Here is a 15,554-nt window from a genome sequence, read left to right on the forward strand (position 1 = left end):
TTACAGGCCGCTGCGATAATAAGGCGTACGCCGACGCGACAATCCGCTGGTCGCCTGAGCCTGCATGTTAAGCTGCGCCTCAATCACCCCGCGCGCGGCCAGAAGATGGTCGAGGGACTGATATTCAGTACGGCGTCCATCAGCGAACGTGACCGAGCGGATACCGCTTGAGATGGCTTGGTCGAGCCGATCGAGGTCGGACTGTTGATACGCCATTCCTACCTCCTCTTTTTGTACGGGTTGGTTTTCCGCGAAGCCGGAGCTTGCCGCGGTTGTGGGTCTTCAGTTTCGCTAACCGCATCACGTACTGCCGCTGGTTCCGGCGGTGCCGTTAATGGACGATCGAACAGATTCGGCTGGGCTGCACTGGCGGGGCCATGCCGCTCCGCACGCAAGCGCGCCCAATCCGCCGCGGTCAGAGTATCGAGCATCAGCTTTTCGTATGCTGCCGTGTTGTAAACCCGGCAGTCCAACCAGTGATTTTCCCGCCCCGCGAGCGGCTTCCAAACACGTCGCGGCTGACCTCCGATCGTTTCGGTAACGATCGTCTCAGCAGTGATCTGCTCAAAATATTCGTCTGGTAGATCAACGTTGAAGTGCGCCCGGCCGCGGGCCGAAGTGATGACCCCTACCGTCTCTGTCGCCGCTGCCGTGATCGTTGACCGCAGAAAGCCGTACCAGCTCAGTTTTACTCCGAACGTGCCGACGATGAATGCTTTGTCCTCGGCACGTTTCGACGCTTGCCCGGCTTTTCTGCCTTGCTGTTCGTAACGAAGGTTTTCGCCTCGTCCGAGGATCGGCAGGGCCCAACCTGCACGTCCGAAAACTGCCAGTCGATTCGGATGCGCGCGACAGAACGCCTCGGCGGCTTCGGTGTGATAGCCCGCATCGACACAGATCTGGTCGATGCCGAACGTTTTCCCACCGGGGAAAACCATCTTGCGTCGAGCGTACTGGTCGAGGTCGGCCCAAGCCCCCTCACCTTTGACGTCGGTTGCGCCGGGAAGGAAGCGAGCATCAAGCGTCCAGCTTTCCGCATTCTCGCTCCACCCGACTTTCTCGAGGTATAACCCATCGCCCTGAACGTCGACGCCCATGGTCGTGACCAACGGGCCGACAGGGATCTGAACCGGCTGGCGAGGTCCCCACCCCTGCTCCCGCAACTCCCGCAGCTTTTCATAATCGGGCGTGCCACCCTTCAGCTCAAACTCAAACCCGTGAACCAGATTGGTCCAGGTCTTGAGCTTGTTCAAATCCCCCTGCGCTTCGCCAAACGAGACGGCCATGTCGCCCCAGGTCTGGAACGATGAAATGATGCCGGTCAGATGGAAACCACGCTTCACACTGGCCGGCATCTGCCCACGGGCAGCTTGGAATTCCTCCTCACTCATAACGCGGGGCATCTTCGCCCCTTCGATCTCGTCCGACAGCCAACCATCCGGCAGCTTCATGGAAGCCTTCTGCCAGTGCTCCACATGGTCGAACCCGCAGCACGGCGGAATTAGGTGCGCCTCAGCCTGTTTGCCGTCCGGCCACTTGATGTCGTTCCACTCCGGAACGAACCGACTACCGCATTCGGGGCATTTGAGGTGATAGCGCCGCCGATCCGACGTGGCGTAAGCACGCCCGATCTTGCTCGTACCCTTGATCGTCGGAGTCGAGATTTTCAGGCGCTTCGATAGCCCCTGTCGACGCCAGACCTTCAACCGCTGGTCGACCATGACCTCGGGCGATCCCTGCCCGTCCAGGTCGTCAGGAAACTGATCAAGATCGTCTTCAACCGCGTATCGGACGGTACGCTGCCGGAGCGACGCCGCGGAATTTGCACCGGCGAGCAGGACGAAGCCGTTGGACCGCGAAAAGCGAACCTTGCTCTTTGTCGAACCATTGCCATCCGGCGTGCCAAGCGCCCGGATGGTTCCGCCCCGCTCGGGGTTCAACTTCGGCGTATTCTCGACCATCGGCCAGAATTTCTCAGCCGCCCACGCCAAGGCAGCAGTTAGCGTCGCCTGTACGAACAACATCGGCCCCGGCGCGAGATCGGATATGAATCCTATCCAGTTCTCGGCAGAGGCCGACCCGCCCGATTGTGCGCACTTGATGACCGGGACTTCTTCGCAGGGATCATGCGGCGAAAGCGCGTCCATGATCTCGACCAGTTCGGGTGCGGTTGCGTGCCGCCATGGCCCCGGGATTGGATCATCATCCGAGAACCGTCGAAACCTGCTTGCCCATTCGGATACTGCCATACGGGGCGGCGGACGCAGGCCGGAGGCGATCGCTCCATCGAGCGCCTCAACATTTGCTCGTAGGGCCACGCCGGCTGTGTCGCCGAAGTGACTGTAGTCGAACATTCCTACTCCTCCGCCTCTTCGGCTGCAGCTACCTCATTCTCAATCGACGCTTCCTCCGCGCCGTCGTCGTCACTTGCCAAGAGGCCGCTGTCGACTTCGTCAGCGAGATCACTGAACACCTGGTCGATCTCGGCACCTCCGATCGCCATGATCGTGCGCGCGTCCCGCTCTGCGGCAAGCCGCTCTGCTATCGACCGGAACATCGAGTGCATCCGCTCGCGACAGACACGGCCTAGTTCGCCACTGCGCCGCTTCAGCTCCACCGCGGGAGCCAGCTCACCAGCTGCAAGCTTGTTCTTCAGCCGCTGGCCGATCAGCTGCTCTTCGGCAAGATCGGCCCGAACGTGGGCGGCGCTACGACGGCCGCTTAATAGATCGACGACATCGTCGCTTTGCGGTGCGGGCATCAGCGGCACGCCAGCCGTCGGACGGCCACGCATCGGATCAAGCTTCGTATTAATGCGAGCCTCGGTCCGTTCGACGTCCACCTTGAGGACCGACGTTTCCGGACACTCGCCCAAGACCAACAGGCCCTTCTTTGCCCAATTGGAAACGGCCGACTTGCCGACGCCGCGATGACGGGCGAACTCACCCTTCGTCATCAGCGTCATTTGGGGCTCCAATTCACCACCGTGAACCAGTTCAGTTCACGAGGTTCATAATCCGAAACAGGGCTTGAACAGTGAAACCCTGCGCCTTTGCCCCCCGCATACGCCAAAATACCCGGAAGGACCCAAAGGGGGCACCCCCTGGGCAACGACCGTGCCAGATCTGCCCCACCCGCCCCGCCTCTGGCTGCATCCGCCCTCGGTTCGTCGCATTTCGCGCCGCGCCGCACCTGGTCAACGCCCGACCGCATCAAGCCCGTTGGCAAAACGCGGAACGACCAGCCGTGCCCATCGAGCTGGCTGGTCGTTCCGAGGTTAGGAGAGGATGCTGCGCCGTGTCCGAAGGCCCGACCCAGTGTGACGTGGAATAGCCTGAAAAGGCCGTCGATGTGGACATTCAATATTTGCATCACGGATGATTTACCGGGTTGACGGAAGGTAGCCCCGGAAATCCGCCGTTCACGCGGCGGCATACCTCACCCATCGCGCGCTCATAACGCTTGCGTAGCCCCTCTGCGCCCCGCGTCACGCCCATCGGTCCGCGCAACTGCATCCACGGCACCTGCTTGGCACCGCGAGCGAGCGCCGTGATCACCAAGCCGATCAGCTTGCGATCAACGGGCTTGAGCGGCTCGACCCACCCGAACGCCTCTTCCATCTCAGCCACTTCGAGCCGAGTGAGCGATGCCGAACGGATCTCAGCGTCGGGCATGGCAAGGTCACCGCCGCGCGCATCGTAATCACCCGGCTCAGCGGCCACGTCCGGCCAGGCCGAGCGGATCCGCATCCAACCGCGCTCGCGGTCCGGGTTGCGCCAGCATACCAGCATCGCCTCAACTAGCCGTTCCTCGACGTCACCGAACGATAGCAGGCTACCGCGGGCGCGTTCTTCGCGCGGATCGACGACCCTTCCACCAACGGAAGCTTCATCAATCTCCCTTCCGCCAGCTTTGCTGTAGTAAACCATTAGAAAGTAGCCCTTATTTATATACCGTGGAAGGATTGGAAGGATTGGAAGGGTTTATGGAACGTGAGTTTCACGCGCCCGCGCACACCCGCGCATATGTATGTGATAAGTTGGCCGCGATCCTTCCAACCCTTCCAAGGGCGCACAAATCCGCCCTTTTCCCTTCCAGTAAGCTTCCGCGATCCTTCCATATGGAAGGGTTATGGCGGGAGATCGTCGTCGTCGTAAATGGCGGGCGAGGCAGCGCGGCCGCTATCGGTCTGCTGGCGGACATTCCCCTCGCTATCGACGAAGTCATGCGCCTCGCGGGTCAGCTTGATCCCGAGCCAGTGCATCCCGTTCGAAGCCTTCTTCGTGAGCTTCGATTTGAGAGCGCCACTGAACCCCTTCTGTGACCACTCGGTTTCGCCTGCCGCCTTTGCCCACGCAAGGAACACGGCGTAAAGCGTGGACGACTGCACAGACCCTTGTTCGTCCGGTTCGGTGCACGCCCGCAAGAAGCGCGTCGCAGGATCACTGTCAGCCTTGAACTCCGCCGTTGCATCACGAACGGAGTCCGGCTCGACGAACCCGTTATCCATCCAGTCCAGCGCACCGCGCACCATCCAAGCGAGAATGCCCGAATACTCGTCGCGGAGCTTGCGCGGCAGGCTGCGATCTTTCTCATGCTCTTCGAGATGGCTTTCCCACAAAACGACTTTGATGCGTCGCCAGATACCCTCGGTTCCCTGCGGGATCGGGGGTAGCTTGTTACAGGACAACGTCCATTTGAATGCAGGCGTGAACCAGAAGAAGCTGCGGAAGTTGTCGCGAGCCATCATCTCATCGCCGCCGGTGACGGTGTTGATCAGTGCTTCATCGACCTTCGCATCCTTGGGCGGCTCGCCTGATACGAGCAGCCGGATACTGGGCAGCACCGCCAAGCCCGGAGAAGCCGCGTCCGCGCCCTTCTTTGCGCCAACCTCCAGAAAGGTTTCCGCTTTCGTCATCGCGCCGTAATCACCGACAGCATCACGACAGACGTTCGACACCGTGGATTTGCCGTTGGCTGCGCTCGGTCCCCACCATACGTGAAAGATCTGTTCGCTGGTCTCGCCTGTCAGGTTGTAGCCCATCCATTGCCGTAGGTACCGACGACGTTTGGAATCGGGTTGGGCCCATTCAATCAGTGGCTGGAACAATGGCGCGGGAGCTTCTGGCTCGTAAGCACAAGCGGTGACCTTCGTCAGACGATCGGCGCGGTTGTGCGGCTGTAGCTCGACGCGTGAAGACGAACCCTCGCCCCCCCGAATGAACCGCAACGTGCCGTTGGTGCAGTTGAGCAGAAGAGGGTCAGTGTCGAACGTGCTCAGCTCGACCGTCACGTCACGTTTCACGAGCCCAGATATGCAGTTAATCCGCCCCGCAGCCTCAGAAGCATTCGCCCAACCAGCCAGCTTGTCAGAAAGCAGCTCAGTCTTTTTGCCGCCACCCTGCCATCGATCCATGCCGTGCGGCCGACGCGGATCTTGAAATGTTTCGTCCAGCAGAAGCTTCTCAGAAATCTCGACCCACTCGGCCCAGCCCGTATCACGGACAAAATCCGCTTCGCGCTGGATCGCTTCGATCGTAGCGACGACGCTGGCCAGCACCTCTGCCGGTGTCGTGTCTTTCTCCTGATTGAGCACGCGGTACCGCCGCCCATCCCAACCGAGCCAACCTTTCGATGTGGTGTAAAGGTAATCCTCGCCGTACCGTGCAATCCACCGTTCGGAATTACCTTTGTCGGTGCGATTGAACATGGCGCACCGCCTATCGAGCAGCATCGGCGCAACGTCATAGCCCTTGGCCATGCCAGCTTCAAAGGAACGGCGAAGGTTGCGGCCTTCCGCCCCGTTCCATTTGGCAACCCGCCCTTCCCCCAGCACGACGACGGCAGCTGCCATTGCCATGAACGGATCGATTAGCCCGCTCGCAATCATGCCGCCAAGCTTGAAGGCAAACCTACCGGCTTGCTTTGGGTCATCCCCAACCGTGTTTGGTGTGCGAGACAAGCGCAATTGCACGACACGGCGTACTCTCGCCCGGTCGGCCTCCCCCATGATAGAAAGATCGGCCACCCTTCCATGTGGAAGCATGTCATCTTCGGTCATACCGGGGGGTAGCGGGGGGAACTCGGCGTCAAAGCGTGCGCGCCAGGCGGAGAGATAGTGCGCTCGTGTTTCGTCGTCGCGGACCGTACCGGCCATCGTCGCAAGTTGCGCCCAAAGCCCCGCGCGCCCTTCGGGTCCATCCACCTCGGCCGCGGCGAGCAGCGTTTCCCACAACCACGCGTCCATCGGCTGCGCAGCGGACAGCACGTGTTCAATCGCGGCGCGGCCTTCCTCAATCGATCCGGCCGCATTGACCAGCGTGTCCGGATCGTGCCCGTCCGGGAGCATCGCGATCGTCAACGATCGTCCGGGACCGGCAAACGGAAGCGCGCGACCGCACGCCCGCAGCGCTGCTTTCTGCCCCGGCGCATCACCGTCGAACAGCAGGATTGGCCGCTCGGTCGCGCGCCAGGCGCGCTCGAGCTGGCGCTCGGTCAGTGCTGTTCCCATCGGCGCGACGCCTTCGAGGATCCCGACACGATCGAGCGCGATCACGTCGAAAAACCCCTCGCCGATGATTAGCCGACGCGCCGATCGCGCGGCCGGTGCGGCGCGATGCAGGTTGAAAAGCACCTCGCCCTTATTGAATACCGTACTATCTGGGCTGTTCAGATACTTCGGTTCGGCGTCACCGATCGCCCGCCCGCCAAAGCCGATCATACGGCCTCGCGTGTCGTGGATGGGGATCATGATGCGCTGGCGGAACCGGTCGCGCCACAGCCCGGCGTCGCGACCTTCGGTCGCTTCCATCATCAGTCCGTGCGTTTCCAGCGTTTTCGGTGGAACGCCACTGGCCGCGATCGACTTGCGAGCCGGCGCAACGCCTAACTCGAATCGCGCGATCGTCTCCGCGCCCACTCCGCGCTTTGTCAGAAGCTCGGTCGTCTTGGCATCGCCGACCAGCTCGGCCGCGTACCATGCCGCGGCTTTAGCGAGTACGTCAGCTGCATTGCTAGCTTCGTTTTCCCGTCGCTCCACGTCCGGCGATGGCGCGGGCACGATGACGCCGGCATCTTCCGCAAGCGTTCGGACCGCATCGATGAAACCAAGCCCGCTTTTATCGGTCAGCCAACGGATCGCGTCCCCGTGCGCGCCGCACCCGAAGCAATGATAGAAGCCCTTGTCATCATTGACGTAGAAACTTGGCGTTTGCTCTTGGTGAAATGGGCAACAGGCGCGAAATTCACGGCCGGCGCGATCGAGCTTAAGCGTGCGCCCAACGACATCCGACAACGTAATCCGCGAACGCAGATCATCGAGAAATTGCGTGGTAAGAGCCATTGGCTATCTCGCGCTTCGACGCGCTGAGCTTTTCGCCGCCGACCATTTCGACGGCGTCAGGTTGGTCACAGACACTGGTACGATCACCCCCGAATACGGCTGGAAAAGATCGGGGGGATGTTCGAGCATCGTCCCCCCAGCGATGGCGGACGCACAGTTCGGCAGAGCCCGTGCGTCCCGAAACTCAGATCATGGCGGAGCGGCGCTAGCGTCGCCGATCACGCGCGCGGTTGCCTGCCCCGGCTGGTTTTCCGTCAGCCACCGCGTCGCCTTGATTGCGGCCTTCGCCTCAAGATGCCGTGCGCGATTTTCCTTGGCTTCCGTGATCCGGCCGCGCAGATCCGCCGGCAGCCGTTTCCAGCAGCTCGGGCAGACGGCCTGCCAACGTGTTCGTGTTTCGCGGCAGAAAGGGACGGGGCAATCATGAGTAGCGTGCTTCACGAAGCAGCCACCTTGCTCGGCGCTCCGAGCTGGGCGGCGACATCAGGCGCAGAGCCTTTGGCGCACAGGACATCGTTCGACAGGCGCATCAACGTCGTACCGGCGCGCTCGGGGTGATCCGCGATCCAAACAACGTGGGCTGGGTTAATGAACGTCCGGATCTCTCCGGTGTCGCTGGCAATATCGATCGTGATGATCGGCACTAGCATCACCTGTCTCCATCAAATTCGTAGAAGCCGCCGCCTCGGGTCTTCACGGTCTTGTCACGCGCGTCGCGGCAGAGAGCGCACCAGCCATCAACCAGACGCTTGCTCTCATCGCCGCACTGGTGGCAGTCGCCTGGAACGCCACGCGGGACGGGCACGCACGCCGCTGCGATCGCCGTGTCATTGTCCGCAGCCTGCAGCCGCTGCGCCATGTCGATGACGTCAGCCACGGTATTGCGCCTCGAGCCGCGCCAGCTTCGCGCGCGCCGCTTCGATCTGCCGTGGCAGCCGCGATCGGCGCAGCTGCTCGACATTCTTGAGCCGCTCGATGCGCAGCTGTTCGTCCGAGGTAAGCGAACGGCCAACGGCTGCCGCCGCGATCGCGGCGATCTCCGCATCGACGGACACCCGGCGCGGCATCAGACGCCCATTCCTGTCTTCGCGCCGGTTTCGAGGATCTCGATCTGACGGAAGTCGAGATCTTCGTAGCGCGTGATCGCGATCAAGTTGGCTTGGTCAAGTTTCGCCAGATGCTTCGACACGAGGTCGGCACTGCGCACCCCCAGCATCGCCGCCAGTGAGGGGTTGCTCGGACAGCGCCGCCGATCGTCGGCCAACCGGACCAACAGATCGAGCAGCAACCGGGCCTCGGTCGGCAGCGTCGTATCGATAGCAACGGGCCGGGCATTGGCGAAAGCGAGAGCTGTTCGGCGGGCGGCGAAATCGAACAGCGAACTGCCCGGTTCATGGCGCGTCCGCCGCAAGGTGATAAGGCCCTGCAGCATCAGACGATGCGCGCGCGCACCGACGGCGCGGGGAGCTTGCGGCGCTCGAGCATAGACGCAGATGCGATCCGCCCCGGCGCCGGACACCCATGCCGAGAGACCGTCTGCCGTGGCCGCGAACGGTCCGGCGAACGGAATTAGGCACTCCGCGCCCTCGAACGGACGGTGCTGGACGTAGGCTTCCTGCCCCATGGTCAACCTCCACAGCACAGCGGCCGACGCGGCCAGGGGGGGACAAGCCGCGTCGGCACGCGCGGGACGTCGGGGTGAAATCCCGCACGCTTGCTGTTCGAGAAACGGGAAAGGATCATTCAGCCAGGGCTTGCCGATCGGCGGGCTGGTCATACCAAGCGCCCACCGCCTCGTTGTACCAGTCGAGCGGCAATACTGCCCCCTCTGTCCGGGGAACGAGATCGGTCAGCAGGAGCGATCCCGGCAACAGCGAACCATCGAGCAGCCGCCCAAGCTGGCTTTCGTCGACGAACAGGATCCGCTCTGCCGCCGTGAGGTCACCGCCGCATTCCGAGCCAATCCAGTGCGCGAGACGGCGCGCGCCTTCGTTCGCCGGGGTCGCCGTGAGGTGCATCTTGCTCATTCTTGGTTCCCTTCGATGGAAGCGAGCGCGGCATCGAGCTGCACCGCGACTTCGATTTGTTCGCGCAGTTGCTTGCGGATCGCGCGGGCCTCGGCTGGATTCACGACCTGGTCGGCGAGCGCCTTGCAAATCTCGCTGGCGATATCGCCGCCCTCCTTTGAGAGTCTGGCGAGCAGCATCAGCAGGTCGGTTCCTGACGGAGTGCACTCAGGCAGGCGCACCAGCGCGAAGCCCAGGCCCGCCGCCAGCGCACGAGTGATATGCGGCCAGCCCTCGCGATCACGCGCCAGGGGTTCGAGGTCCTGCACGACGTCGATCGCAACGAAGCTATCCGGGCGGTTGACTGACTGGTTGTCGCCAAGGACTGTCTTGCCGACGCGGCAGAATCCTGCCGAAGCTTCAAGCCCGCCGCATCCCTTGATCAACTCCGCGGTCGCGAGCTTGATGGCAATACGTTCCGGGGTCATGCCGACACCGCAGCGGAAAGATTGCCCGCGTTTCCGGATGCGTCCGAAGCTTCCGAACCGGTATCAGCGCCAGCATGGTTCAGTTCCGCGCCGGTCTCCCAGTCGATCACCAAACCTTCCCGGTCCGCAACCAGACGCAGGTGCGCCAACCGAGAGCGAGGAATGCCATTCTTACGCCAGCTGTGAACCGTCGAGGGGGAAGTCTCGGTCATTCGAGAAACCACGGTCGTGCCGCCAAGGGCATCGATGATTTGGTTGGAGACGTTTTCCATGCGCAAACATATGCGATAAACGCAAACTACCAGCAAGGGGTATTTTGCGATAATGGCAATTGCGACATTCGCATAATGCCGCTTGATGCCAGCATGGACGCGAACGACATCAAGGCGGAGCTACTTCGGCGCAATATGAGCCAGCGCGACCTTGCGCAGGCTATAGGCATGGACGAGAACCACCTCTCGAAAGCCCTAGCGGGAAAGCGCCAATTCAAGGTTCCGGAAATGGACGCGATCCGTCAGGAACTGGTGCCTGACGACGCGGATGAGGAACGCCTGCAGATCAGGTCGCTGCCGTTGCTTGGCGATGTCCCGGCAGGAAGTTTCCAGCCACAGGAGCAGCGCGGCGGTCGGCGGTTGATCGTTAGCGATCCAGACATTCCTGTTCGAGCATACGGCCTAAGGATTGTGGGCGACTCGATGGATTTGATCGCGCCAGCCGGCTCGACCGTAATTATTGATCCAGATGACAAGCAGTTATGGGCCGGTAGGCGGTACGTGATTCGCACGAGCGACGGCGAGACAACCTTTAAGGAATACCGAGATGGCCCCGCCAGGCTCGTGCCTTGCTCGACGAACCCGGCCCATAAAGAGATGCTGATCGGTGCCGAAGCAATCACTATCGAAGGGCGGGTGTTCTCTTATAACTTGCGAGACGCTCCTATGCGGACCGCCTGAGCTCTTCATAAAAGCGCCATTCTATGCTGGCCGGGGCGTCGAGGTAGAGCTGCCCCCACTCGTCAAACTCGGCCAATCCTTGGGCTACAGCGTCTTCTTCAGCCCGCCGCTCAGTAGGACGCCACGGACCCTGCGGCTCACCGAACGCGATGACACGATACTCAACAGCCACGCGAAACTCTCCCGGGAATCGATCACTAGTATGAGAACATAAAAAGAACAGATTCCGACGTAGGTCAAGACATTTGCGAAAGTCGCAAACTTTTTGATTGACCGGCAGTTTGCGTTAATCGCATATGGCCTCACAGCCGCATCCCGCGGCGGTGGAGGCTACGATGTCTGTTCGCATCGACGCGAAACCCGAAGTTCAATCCTACACGCCCCCGATCTGGGCAACCGAAACCGCTGAACGCGATCTCGCATCGTTGTTTCGCGCACGATCACTTCAGGTGTCTCGCAGTGCGCCACCCGTCGAGCAGTGCGCGGTTGAGGCCGATCCCGACTTTAAGCTGGTCGAGCGCGCCACCGTAGCGCTCATTGTCGTGTTCGTCCTGTACATGGCCGCGCAGTTCGTCCGTGCCTGGCTCGAGGGGCATCTGTGATGCGAACGCGCCTCGCGTCTGATTCTCGGTGCTCGCTACGCCGATCTCTCTCGATCGTCATCGCGGTGACGATCGCGCTGTGGCTCGTCATCATCGCGGTCACCGTCGCATGATGCTGCGTGAGCATAGCGCATTATTGCGTGGCTTCGTGTCCGCCCGCGTGAAAGGCCGCGACGTCGTCAACTTCGCCGACGAGCTGTCTGCGGCGCGCAAGGTTCTTGCCATGATTCCCGGCGAACCGGCCGGTGCGCGAAACACCCTCGCCATCATTCCTGACCTCGACGGCAAGGCCGTCGCGAACGCTCTTCGCGCTGCCGGTTTCAATCGTGCGCGGGAGATCAGCGGCCGGAAGGCCACGACCGTCGTCTACCATCGGAGGGTTCAAAAATGATCCGTCATATGATTCCGCGTCTGCAGGTCGGTCGGTATTCCGGATCTGCGCTTACCGACGACTTTGGTCCCGACGGCGATGAAGTTCGCGGCTTCGGCTTCTGCTGTCAGTGGTTCGGCATCCTGATCGAAGTATGCGTGGGGGGCGTGCGATGACCGACACCGCCAAAGCCGCGCCGATGCGCGAGGAATTGATCCGAGCTATCAACAATTATGTTACCGCAGCCGGTGTACCTAAGACCGAGTTCGACGCTGACTTTGCGGTCAAGATGATGTCCGCGATGATGGTCAGCTTTCACAAGTATGGCCGTGTTGCACAGGCATACCCGCTTAAGTTTTCGGCTAGCGATGATGTGCGGGCGCGGATGGCGAAATACCGCGCGACCGGCAACAAGCACTATCTGGTTGATGCCGCCAACTTCGCGATGATCGAAGCGATGCACCCAGGTCGCAAGGAAGGTGCTGAGTGGGCAGGCAACGACGCCGCCGACAGTCCCGGACGCACCACGGCGAGCGGTCATCGTCTCGTGCAAGAGGACAACGACGGCAACCGGATCATGGGCGAGACGATCCTGCATCATCCGGGAGATTTGTGATGACTGCCCCCGCCAAAGCCGCGCCGATGCGCGAGGATATTACGCGGGCTGATCGATTGGTAAAGCTGATATTTCCGGCGGCTGCCGCTGCTTGGGACAGAGAAATTCAAGCGAGCCTAGACAAAGGAATGTCCCGAGCAGGTGCAATCGATGATGCTTACAATCGCACCAAGAGTTTTCGGTCTGAAGTAAATTGGATTGAGTGCTGCGACCGCGTCAGGAATGCCCTCGCCCACACCGCCCGCCCCGACGTCGATATAGCATGGCGGCTTGATCGCATTCGAGATGATGGCGGGCCGCTGACAGCTTCAGATAAGGCCTTTCTTGCCGAAGCGGCTAATTGCCTTCGCACCGCCCGCCCCGACGCCGGGCCGTGCGTCGCCGCACCGGATCATGCCGATATTCTCGAAACGATCGAGAACGCCGCCGATAACTGGCAGGCCAGCGGCTACACCAGCGCGCTTGCCGAAGTGCGTGACATGGCAAACGTTGGTCGATCACTGATGGAGGCATTGCCCACCGGCTATTGCTACATGGACAGCCCCGCCGAAATCGTCTGCGATCTGCAAAACAAGTTGGAAGAAGCGACCGCCCGCCCCGACGCCGGGGATGAGGATGTCGAGCGCATGGCGTTTCCTGACATCGGCCCTGATCCCATGAAGGGCGACCAAAGGACCACCGAGGAAGCCGTAGCGCGGGTACGCGAAGCCTATGTGAAACAGCAGGCGGGCGTGCCGGATCAAACCGCGCTTGTCTGGCGCTGGGATATCGGCGTGATCCTATCGGAAAACACGCGTCTCGCATCGCGCGCCGCCGCCCGCGATGGGGTGGGCCGGGGGATGGTCGAGCGGAACGAGCAGTTAGCGGCAGCCGTTGCCAAAATACTGCCAATCGGAAACCCTCGACTGCCGGGCGATCGCGTTGTGCCGATTTACGTCCGCATGGATGAGCTTCGGGCGCTGTGGGCTCTCTCTGCCTTGGACAAGGTCCAGCCCCAATGAGCATGAGCGCGAGCTTGAGCGATGCGCGACCACGCTACGCTGACGAGCACGATACGCTCGCCAGCCTCGCCGCGCACCTGCTCGGCGAGCGCGTCGCACGCTATCCCGCTGCCGTCGCAGCTGCGAAGCTCACACAGGCCGACGCCGACACCGGTATCCGCATCATGTCGGCGATAGCCGCAAGGTGGCGCGCGATTGCCGACCGCCAGCCCCTGCCCCCGACCTGCGCCTGTTGCGGCGGTGCAAGTCTACACGAGCAGCGCGATACGCTTGCAGCGGCAGCGGCACGTACCAGCCAGATCGCGGCCAAGGATCGCGGCAACGCCAATAAGGCGGACTATGCCGCCGCTGCCACCACGCTTCTGTGGCACGCCGAGCATGCTCTCGCTGCCGAAGCCAACTGCAGGAATGGCTATGCCGAAGCGGCCTGACTCCGCGCCAGGAGCAGCCTTGTTACAAGGCTGCTCTCAGAAGGGCCACAACCGCATGCCCGGACAACAGGCGGGGGACTGGACCGCTCGCCCCTGCCCTGAGTGCATGGGGCTTTTTGAACCGAAGGTCGTCAACCAGCTGTTCTGCAAGCCGGAGCATAACACGGCCTGGAACAACCGGGCGACCAAGCGTGGTCGCGTTCTCACGCCGCTGTCGATCGTCGCGCGGGTAACCCGCAATGGCACGCGAGGCACTCCGGAAGCGCGAGAGGCGGGCCGCGTGGCATCGTCGCAACACAACACGCTGATCCAGCGCTATCGCGACGAGGATCGCGCGGCCAACGACGGAAAGGGCCGGATGGAGTGGCCGGACTTTATGATCTTGCGGATCCGGCAGGGGTTCGACCCGCTATGACTCTGCTGACCCCCGAAGAGGCAGCCGCGCGGATCCACGTCTGCACGAAGACCTTGCGCCAGCTGCGACGTGACGGGCACATTCGCTATATCGCCATCTCCGATCGCGTGATTCGGTACCGGCCCGAAGATTGCGACGATTTCATTGAAGGCCGCGTTCGGAAAGCACCAGAATGTCAGTCTACAAGCCGAAAAACTCGCCGTACTTCCAATTCGACTTCGTCTGGAAAGGTCGTCGCTTTTTCGGAACGACAGGCTGCAAAAGCAAACGCGCAGCGCTAGCGCACGAGGAGATCGAGCGGGCCAAGGCGCGCAATGGCGGCAACCTACGACCGCCCATCACCCTCGACGAAGCCTGTGGGCTCTACCAAGACAAGGTCGAGGAGCTGCCCAGTTGGATAGATACCGAACGCCATATGCGAATGCTTATGGCCGGCCTTGGCGGCGCGCATCTCTTGTCCGAAATCACTCAACGGGATCTCCTCGCACTCGTTGCGAAGCGTCGGGCGACGCTCGCCAACTCTTCCGTCAACCGTGAGATCGAGGACTGGCGCGCGATCTGGCGGTGGGCGGATAAGGCCCGTTACGACGTCGGCGAAATGCCCAACTGGGGCGCGCTGTTTCTCAAAGTCGCGAAGACCGATCCTCGTGAGTTGAGCGCTAACGAAGAGGACAAGCTCTTTGGCGAGATCCGACGTGACCTGTTCGACTTCTGCTCGTTCGCGCTGAAAACCGGGTGGCGGCTGAGCGAAGTGATCGGGCTGCGTTGGGTCGACCTGGACATGGCGAACGCGTCGGCCGTCACTCGGATCAAGGGGGGCGACATCGTCAAGCGACCGCTGACACAGGAGATGATCATCATCATCGCCAACCAGCCTCGCGTCGGTCTGATACCGAACGTGTTCACCTATGTCGCGGTGCGAACAAAGCCAGGGTTCACTGACGCCCTTGGACGCAAGCAACCAGTTCGGATCAAGGGGCAGCGTTACCCGATGACGGAAAGCGTGCTGCGGAAGCCCTGGGTGGCAGCCAAGGAAGCTGCCGGCATCGAGAACTTCCGCTTCCACGACTTGCGCCATACGCGTGGCACCAGGATCTTGCGCGCTACGGGCAATCTCGCTGTCGCGAAAGAGGCGCTGAAGCACCGGTCGATCAAAACAACGCTGCGCTACGCGCATGCCACCGATGACGATGTTCGGCAGGCTTTGGATGCAAGCGAGTCCCGGACTATCCCCGAAGCCAAGCCGCAGCACCTGCGAAAAGCTTAATTAGATCAAAGATTTAACTGGTCGTAGCTGTCAGCGGTGTAAACGAGACGCTCTACCAACTGA

22 protein-coding genes are annotated in these 15,554 nt (G+C 61.7%); 10 read left to right on the forward strand and 12 right to left on the reverse strand.

From position 1 onward, the window contains the following. From RI03_RS17260 to RI03_RS22845, 12 genes are all read right to left on the reverse strand, one after another. Window positions 1–216, reverse strand: a complete 216-nt coding sequence (locus RI03_RS17260; protein ID WP_010218859.1) for a phage head-tail joining protein — start codon at window positions 214–216, stop codon at window positions 1–3. A gap of 2 nt (window positions 217–218) precedes the next feature. After that, entirely contained in the window at window positions 219–2,354 is a 2,136-nt protein-coding gene (locus RI03_RS17265; RefSeq protein WP_051007287.1) for a phage terminase large subunit family protein, read from the reverse strand. A 2-nt stretch (window positions 2,355–2,356) separates the two neighbouring features. Continuing rightward, complete coding sequence (locus RI03_RS17270; protein WP_010218861.1) at window positions 2,357–2,965, reverse strand: hypothetical protein; 609 nt, start codon at window positions 2,963–2,965, stop codon at window positions 2,357–2,359. A gap of 406 nt (window positions 2,966–3,371) precedes the next feature. After that, entirely contained in the window at window positions 3,372–3,929 is a 558-nt protein-coding gene (locus RI03_RS17275; protein WP_238542429.1) for a hypothetical protein, read from the reverse strand. Window positions 3,930–4,129: 200 nt separating this feature from the next. Then, the gene (gene dnaG, locus RI03_RS22320) at window positions 4,130–7,342 is read right to left on the reverse strand and encodes a DNA primase (protein ID WP_010218863.1); all 3,213 of its coding nucleotides are present in this window, start codon (window positions 7,340–7,342) and stop codon (window positions 4,130–4,132) included. A 437-nt stretch (window positions 7,343–7,779) separates the two neighbouring features. After that, window positions 7,780–7,992, reverse strand: a complete 213-nt coding sequence (locus RI03_RS17285; RefSeq protein WP_010218864.1) for a hypothetical protein — start codon at window positions 7,990–7,992, stop codon at window positions 7,780–7,782. Continuing rightward, window positions 7,992–8,219, reverse strand: a complete 228-nt coding sequence (locus RI03_RS22325; RefSeq protein ID WP_010218865.1) for a hypothetical protein — start codon at window positions 8,217–8,219, stop codon at window positions 7,992–7,994. Before RI03_RS22325 ends, RI03_RS17285 begins: the two co-directional genes overlap by 1 nt. Continuing rightward, on the reverse strand, window positions 8,212–8,409 hold the full coding sequence (locus RI03_RS17295; RefSeq protein ID WP_010218866.1) for a hypothetical protein: 198 nt from the start codon (window positions 8,407–8,409) through the stop codon (window positions 8,212–8,214). The genes RI03_RS22325 and RI03_RS17295 overlap by 8 nt, the downstream gene beginning before the upstream one ends. Beyond that, complete coding sequence (locus RI03_RS17300; RefSeq protein WP_170318395.1) at window positions 8,409–9,119, reverse strand: hypothetical protein; 711 nt, start codon at window positions 9,117–9,119, stop codon at window positions 8,409–8,411. Before RI03_RS17300 ends, RI03_RS17295 begins: the two co-directional genes overlap by 1 nt. Then, window positions 9,082–9,369: a hypothetical protein gene (locus tag RI03_RS17305; RefSeq protein WP_010218869.1), complete on the reverse strand. Its 288-nt coding sequence runs from the start codon at window positions 9,367–9,369 to the stop codon at window positions 9,082–9,084. The genes RI03_RS17300 and RI03_RS17305 overlap by 38 nt, the downstream gene beginning before the upstream one ends. After that, window positions 9,366–9,836, reverse strand: coding sequence for a phage regulatory CII family protein (locus tag RI03_RS17310; RefSeq protein WP_010218870.1), 471 nt, complete (start codon window positions 9,834–9,836; stop codon window positions 9,366–9,368). Before RI03_RS17310 ends, RI03_RS17305 begins: the two co-directional genes overlap by 4 nt. After that, window positions 9,833–10,108 (reverse strand): carph-isopro domain-containing protein, encoded by a 276-nt coding sequence (locus tag RI03_RS22845; protein ID WP_081504248.1) that lies wholly within the window; start codon window positions 10,106–10,108, stop codon window positions 9,833–9,835. The genes RI03_RS17310 and RI03_RS22845 overlap by 4 nt, the downstream gene beginning before the upstream one ends. Window positions 10,109–10,183: 75 nt before the next feature. Here RI03_RS22845 and RI03_RS17315 point away from each other — a divergent pair, with 75 nt between their 5' ends. The 10 genes from RI03_RS17315 to RI03_RS17350 all read left to right on the forward strand — a co-directional run bounded on the left by RI03_RS17315 (window position 10,184) and on the right by RI03_RS17350 (window position 15,491). After that, on the forward strand, window positions 10,184–10,789 hold the full coding sequence (locus RI03_RS17315; RefSeq protein ID WP_010218871.1) for a LexA family protein: 606 nt from the start codon (window positions 10,184–10,186) through the stop codon (window positions 10,787–10,789). 335 nt (window positions 10,790–11,124) lie between these two features. Next, window positions 11,125–11,391 (forward strand): hypothetical protein, encoded by a 267-nt coding sequence (locus tag RI03_RS17320; RefSeq protein WP_138995708.1) that lies wholly within the window; start codon window positions 11,125–11,127, stop codon window positions 11,389–11,391. A 109-nt stretch (window positions 11,392–11,500) separates the two neighbouring features. Further along, window positions 11,501–11,782: a hypothetical protein gene (locus RI03_RS17325; RefSeq protein WP_010218874.1), complete on the forward strand. Its 282-nt coding sequence runs from the start codon at window positions 11,501–11,503 to the stop codon at window positions 11,780–11,782. Further along, on the forward strand, window positions 11,779–11,937 hold the full coding sequence (locus RI03_RS24150; protein ID WP_170318396.1) for a hypothetical protein: 159 nt from the start codon (window positions 11,779–11,781) through the stop codon (window positions 11,935–11,937). The genes RI03_RS17325 and RI03_RS24150 overlap by 4 nt, the downstream gene beginning before the upstream one ends. After that, window positions 11,934–12,377 (forward strand): hypothetical protein, encoded by a 444-nt coding sequence (locus RI03_RS17330; RefSeq protein ID WP_010218876.1) that lies wholly within the window; start codon window positions 11,934–11,936, stop codon window positions 12,375–12,377. The genes RI03_RS24150 and RI03_RS17330 overlap by 4 nt, the downstream gene beginning before the upstream one ends. Beyond that, window positions 12,377–13,378, forward strand: a complete 1,002-nt coding sequence (locus RI03_RS17335) for a hypothetical protein (protein ID WP_010218877.1) — start codon at window positions 12,377–12,379, stop codon at window positions 13,376–13,378. Before RI03_RS17330 ends, RI03_RS17335 begins: the two co-directional genes overlap by 1 nt. Further along, window positions 13,375–13,809, forward strand: a complete 435-nt coding sequence (locus RI03_RS17340; RefSeq protein WP_010218878.1) for a hypothetical protein — start codon at window positions 13,375–13,377, stop codon at window positions 13,807–13,809. Before RI03_RS17335 ends, RI03_RS17340 begins: the two co-directional genes overlap by 4 nt. Then, complete coding sequence (locus tag RI03_RS17345; RefSeq protein WP_238542430.1) at window positions 13,793–14,224, forward strand: hypothetical protein; 432 nt, start codon at window positions 13,793–13,795, stop codon at window positions 14,222–14,224. Before RI03_RS17340 ends, RI03_RS17345 begins: the two co-directional genes overlap by 17 nt. Then, entirely contained in the window at window positions 14,221–14,505 is a 285-nt protein-coding gene (locus RI03_RS25405; RefSeq protein WP_081504249.1) for a helix-turn-helix domain-containing protein, read from the forward strand. The genes RI03_RS17345 and RI03_RS25405 overlap by 4 nt, the downstream gene beginning before the upstream one ends. Further along, window positions 14,397–15,491 carry a tyrosine-type recombinase/integrase gene (locus RI03_RS17350; protein WP_010218880.1) on the forward strand — a complete coding sequence of 365 codons (1,095 nt, stop codon included), beginning with the start codon at window positions 14,397–14,399 and terminating at the stop codon, window positions 15,489–15,491. Before RI03_RS25405 ends, RI03_RS17350 begins: the two co-directional genes overlap by 109 nt. Window positions 15,492–15,554 lie beyond the last annotated feature (63 nt).

It is taken from the genome of Sphingomonas sp. PAMC 26621, from assembly GCF_000251145.1.
GTDB lineage: Bacteria > Pseudomonadota > Alphaproteobacteria > Sphingomonadales > Sphingomonadaceae > Sphingomonas.

Bases quoted from the DNA above. Each gene is read 5' to 3' on its own strand.
- RI03_RS17300 (WP_170318395.1), bottom strand. From the start codon at position 9,119: ATGACCAGCCCGCCGATCGGCAAGCCCTGGCTGAATGATCCTTTCCCG.
- RI03_RS17345 (WP_238542430.1), top strand. From the start codon at position 13,793: ATGCCGAAGCGGCCTGACTCCGCGCCAGGAGCAGCCTTGTTACAAGGC.
- RI03_RS17330 (WP_010218876.1), top strand. From the start codon at position 11,934: ATGACCGACACCGCCAAAGCCGCGCCGATGCGCGAGGAATTGATCCGA.
- RI03_RS17260 (WP_010218859.1), bottom strand. From the start codon at position 216: ATGGCGTATCAACAGTCCGACCTCGATCGGCTCGACCAAGCCATCTCA.
- RI03_RS17295 (WP_010218866.1), bottom strand. From the start codon at position 8,409: ATGCCGCGCCGGGTGTCCGTCGATGCGGAGATCGCCGCGATCGCGGCG.
- RI03_RS17275 (WP_238542429.1), bottom strand. From the start codon at position 3,929: ATGGTTTACTACAGCAAAGCTGGCGGAAGGGAGATTGATGAAGCTTCC.
- RI03_RS17265 (WP_051007287.1), bottom strand. From the start codon at position 2,354: ATGTTCGACTACAGTCACTTCGGCGACACAGCCGGCGTGGCCCTACGA.
- RI03_RS17315 (WP_010218871.1), top strand. From the start codon at position 10,184: ATGCCGCTTGATGCCAGCATGGACGCGAACGACATCAAGGCGGAGCTA.
- RI03_RS17340 (WP_010218878.1), top strand. From the start codon at position 13,375: ATGAGCATGAGCGCGAGCTTGAGCGATGCGCGACCACGCTACGCTGAC.
- RI03_RS17335 (WP_010218877.1), top strand. From the start codon at position 12,377: ATGACTGCCCCCGCCAAAGCCGCGCCGATGCGCGAGGATATTACGCGG.
- RI03_RS22845 (WP_081504248.1), bottom strand. From the start codon at position 10,108: ATGGAAAACGTCTCCAACCAAATCATCGATGCCCTTGGCGGCACGACC.
- dnaG (WP_010218863.1), bottom strand. From the start codon at position 7,342: ATGGCTCTTACCACGCAATTTCTCGATGATCTGCGTTCGCGGATTACG.
- RI03_RS17310 (WP_010218870.1), bottom strand. From the start codon at position 9,836: ATGACCCCGGAACGTATTGCCATCAAGCTCGCGACCGCGGAGTTGATC.
- RI03_RS17305 (WP_010218869.1), bottom strand. From the start codon at position 9,369: ATGAGCAAGATGCACCTCACGGCGACCCCGGCGAACGAAGGCGCGCGC.
- RI03_RS17270 (WP_010218861.1), bottom strand. From the start codon at position 2,965: ATGACGCTGATGACGAAGGGTGAGTTCGCCCGTCATCGCGGCGTCGGC.
- RI03_RS25405 (WP_081504249.1), top strand. From the start codon at position 14,221: ATGACTCTGCTGACCCCCGAAGAGGCAGCCGCGCGGATCCACGTCTGC.
- RI03_RS17350 (WP_010218880.1), top strand. From the start codon at position 14,397: ATGTCAGTCTACAAGCCGAAAAACTCGCCGTACTTCCAATTCGACTTC.
- RI03_RS17320 (WP_138995708.1), top strand. From the start codon at position 11,125: ATGTCTGTTCGCATCGACGCGAAACCCGAAGTTCAATCCTACACGCCC.
- RI03_RS24150 (WP_170318396.1), top strand. From the start codon at position 11,779: ATGATCCGTCATATGATTCCGCGTCTGCAGGTCGGTCGGTATTCCGGA.
- RI03_RS17325 (WP_010218874.1), top strand. From the start codon at position 11,501: ATGATGCTGCGTGAGCATAGCGCATTATTGCGTGGCTTCGTGTCCGCC.
- RI03_RS17285 (WP_010218864.1), bottom strand. From the start codon at position 7,992: ATGCTAGTGCCGATCATCACGATCGATATTGCCAGCGACACCGGAGAG.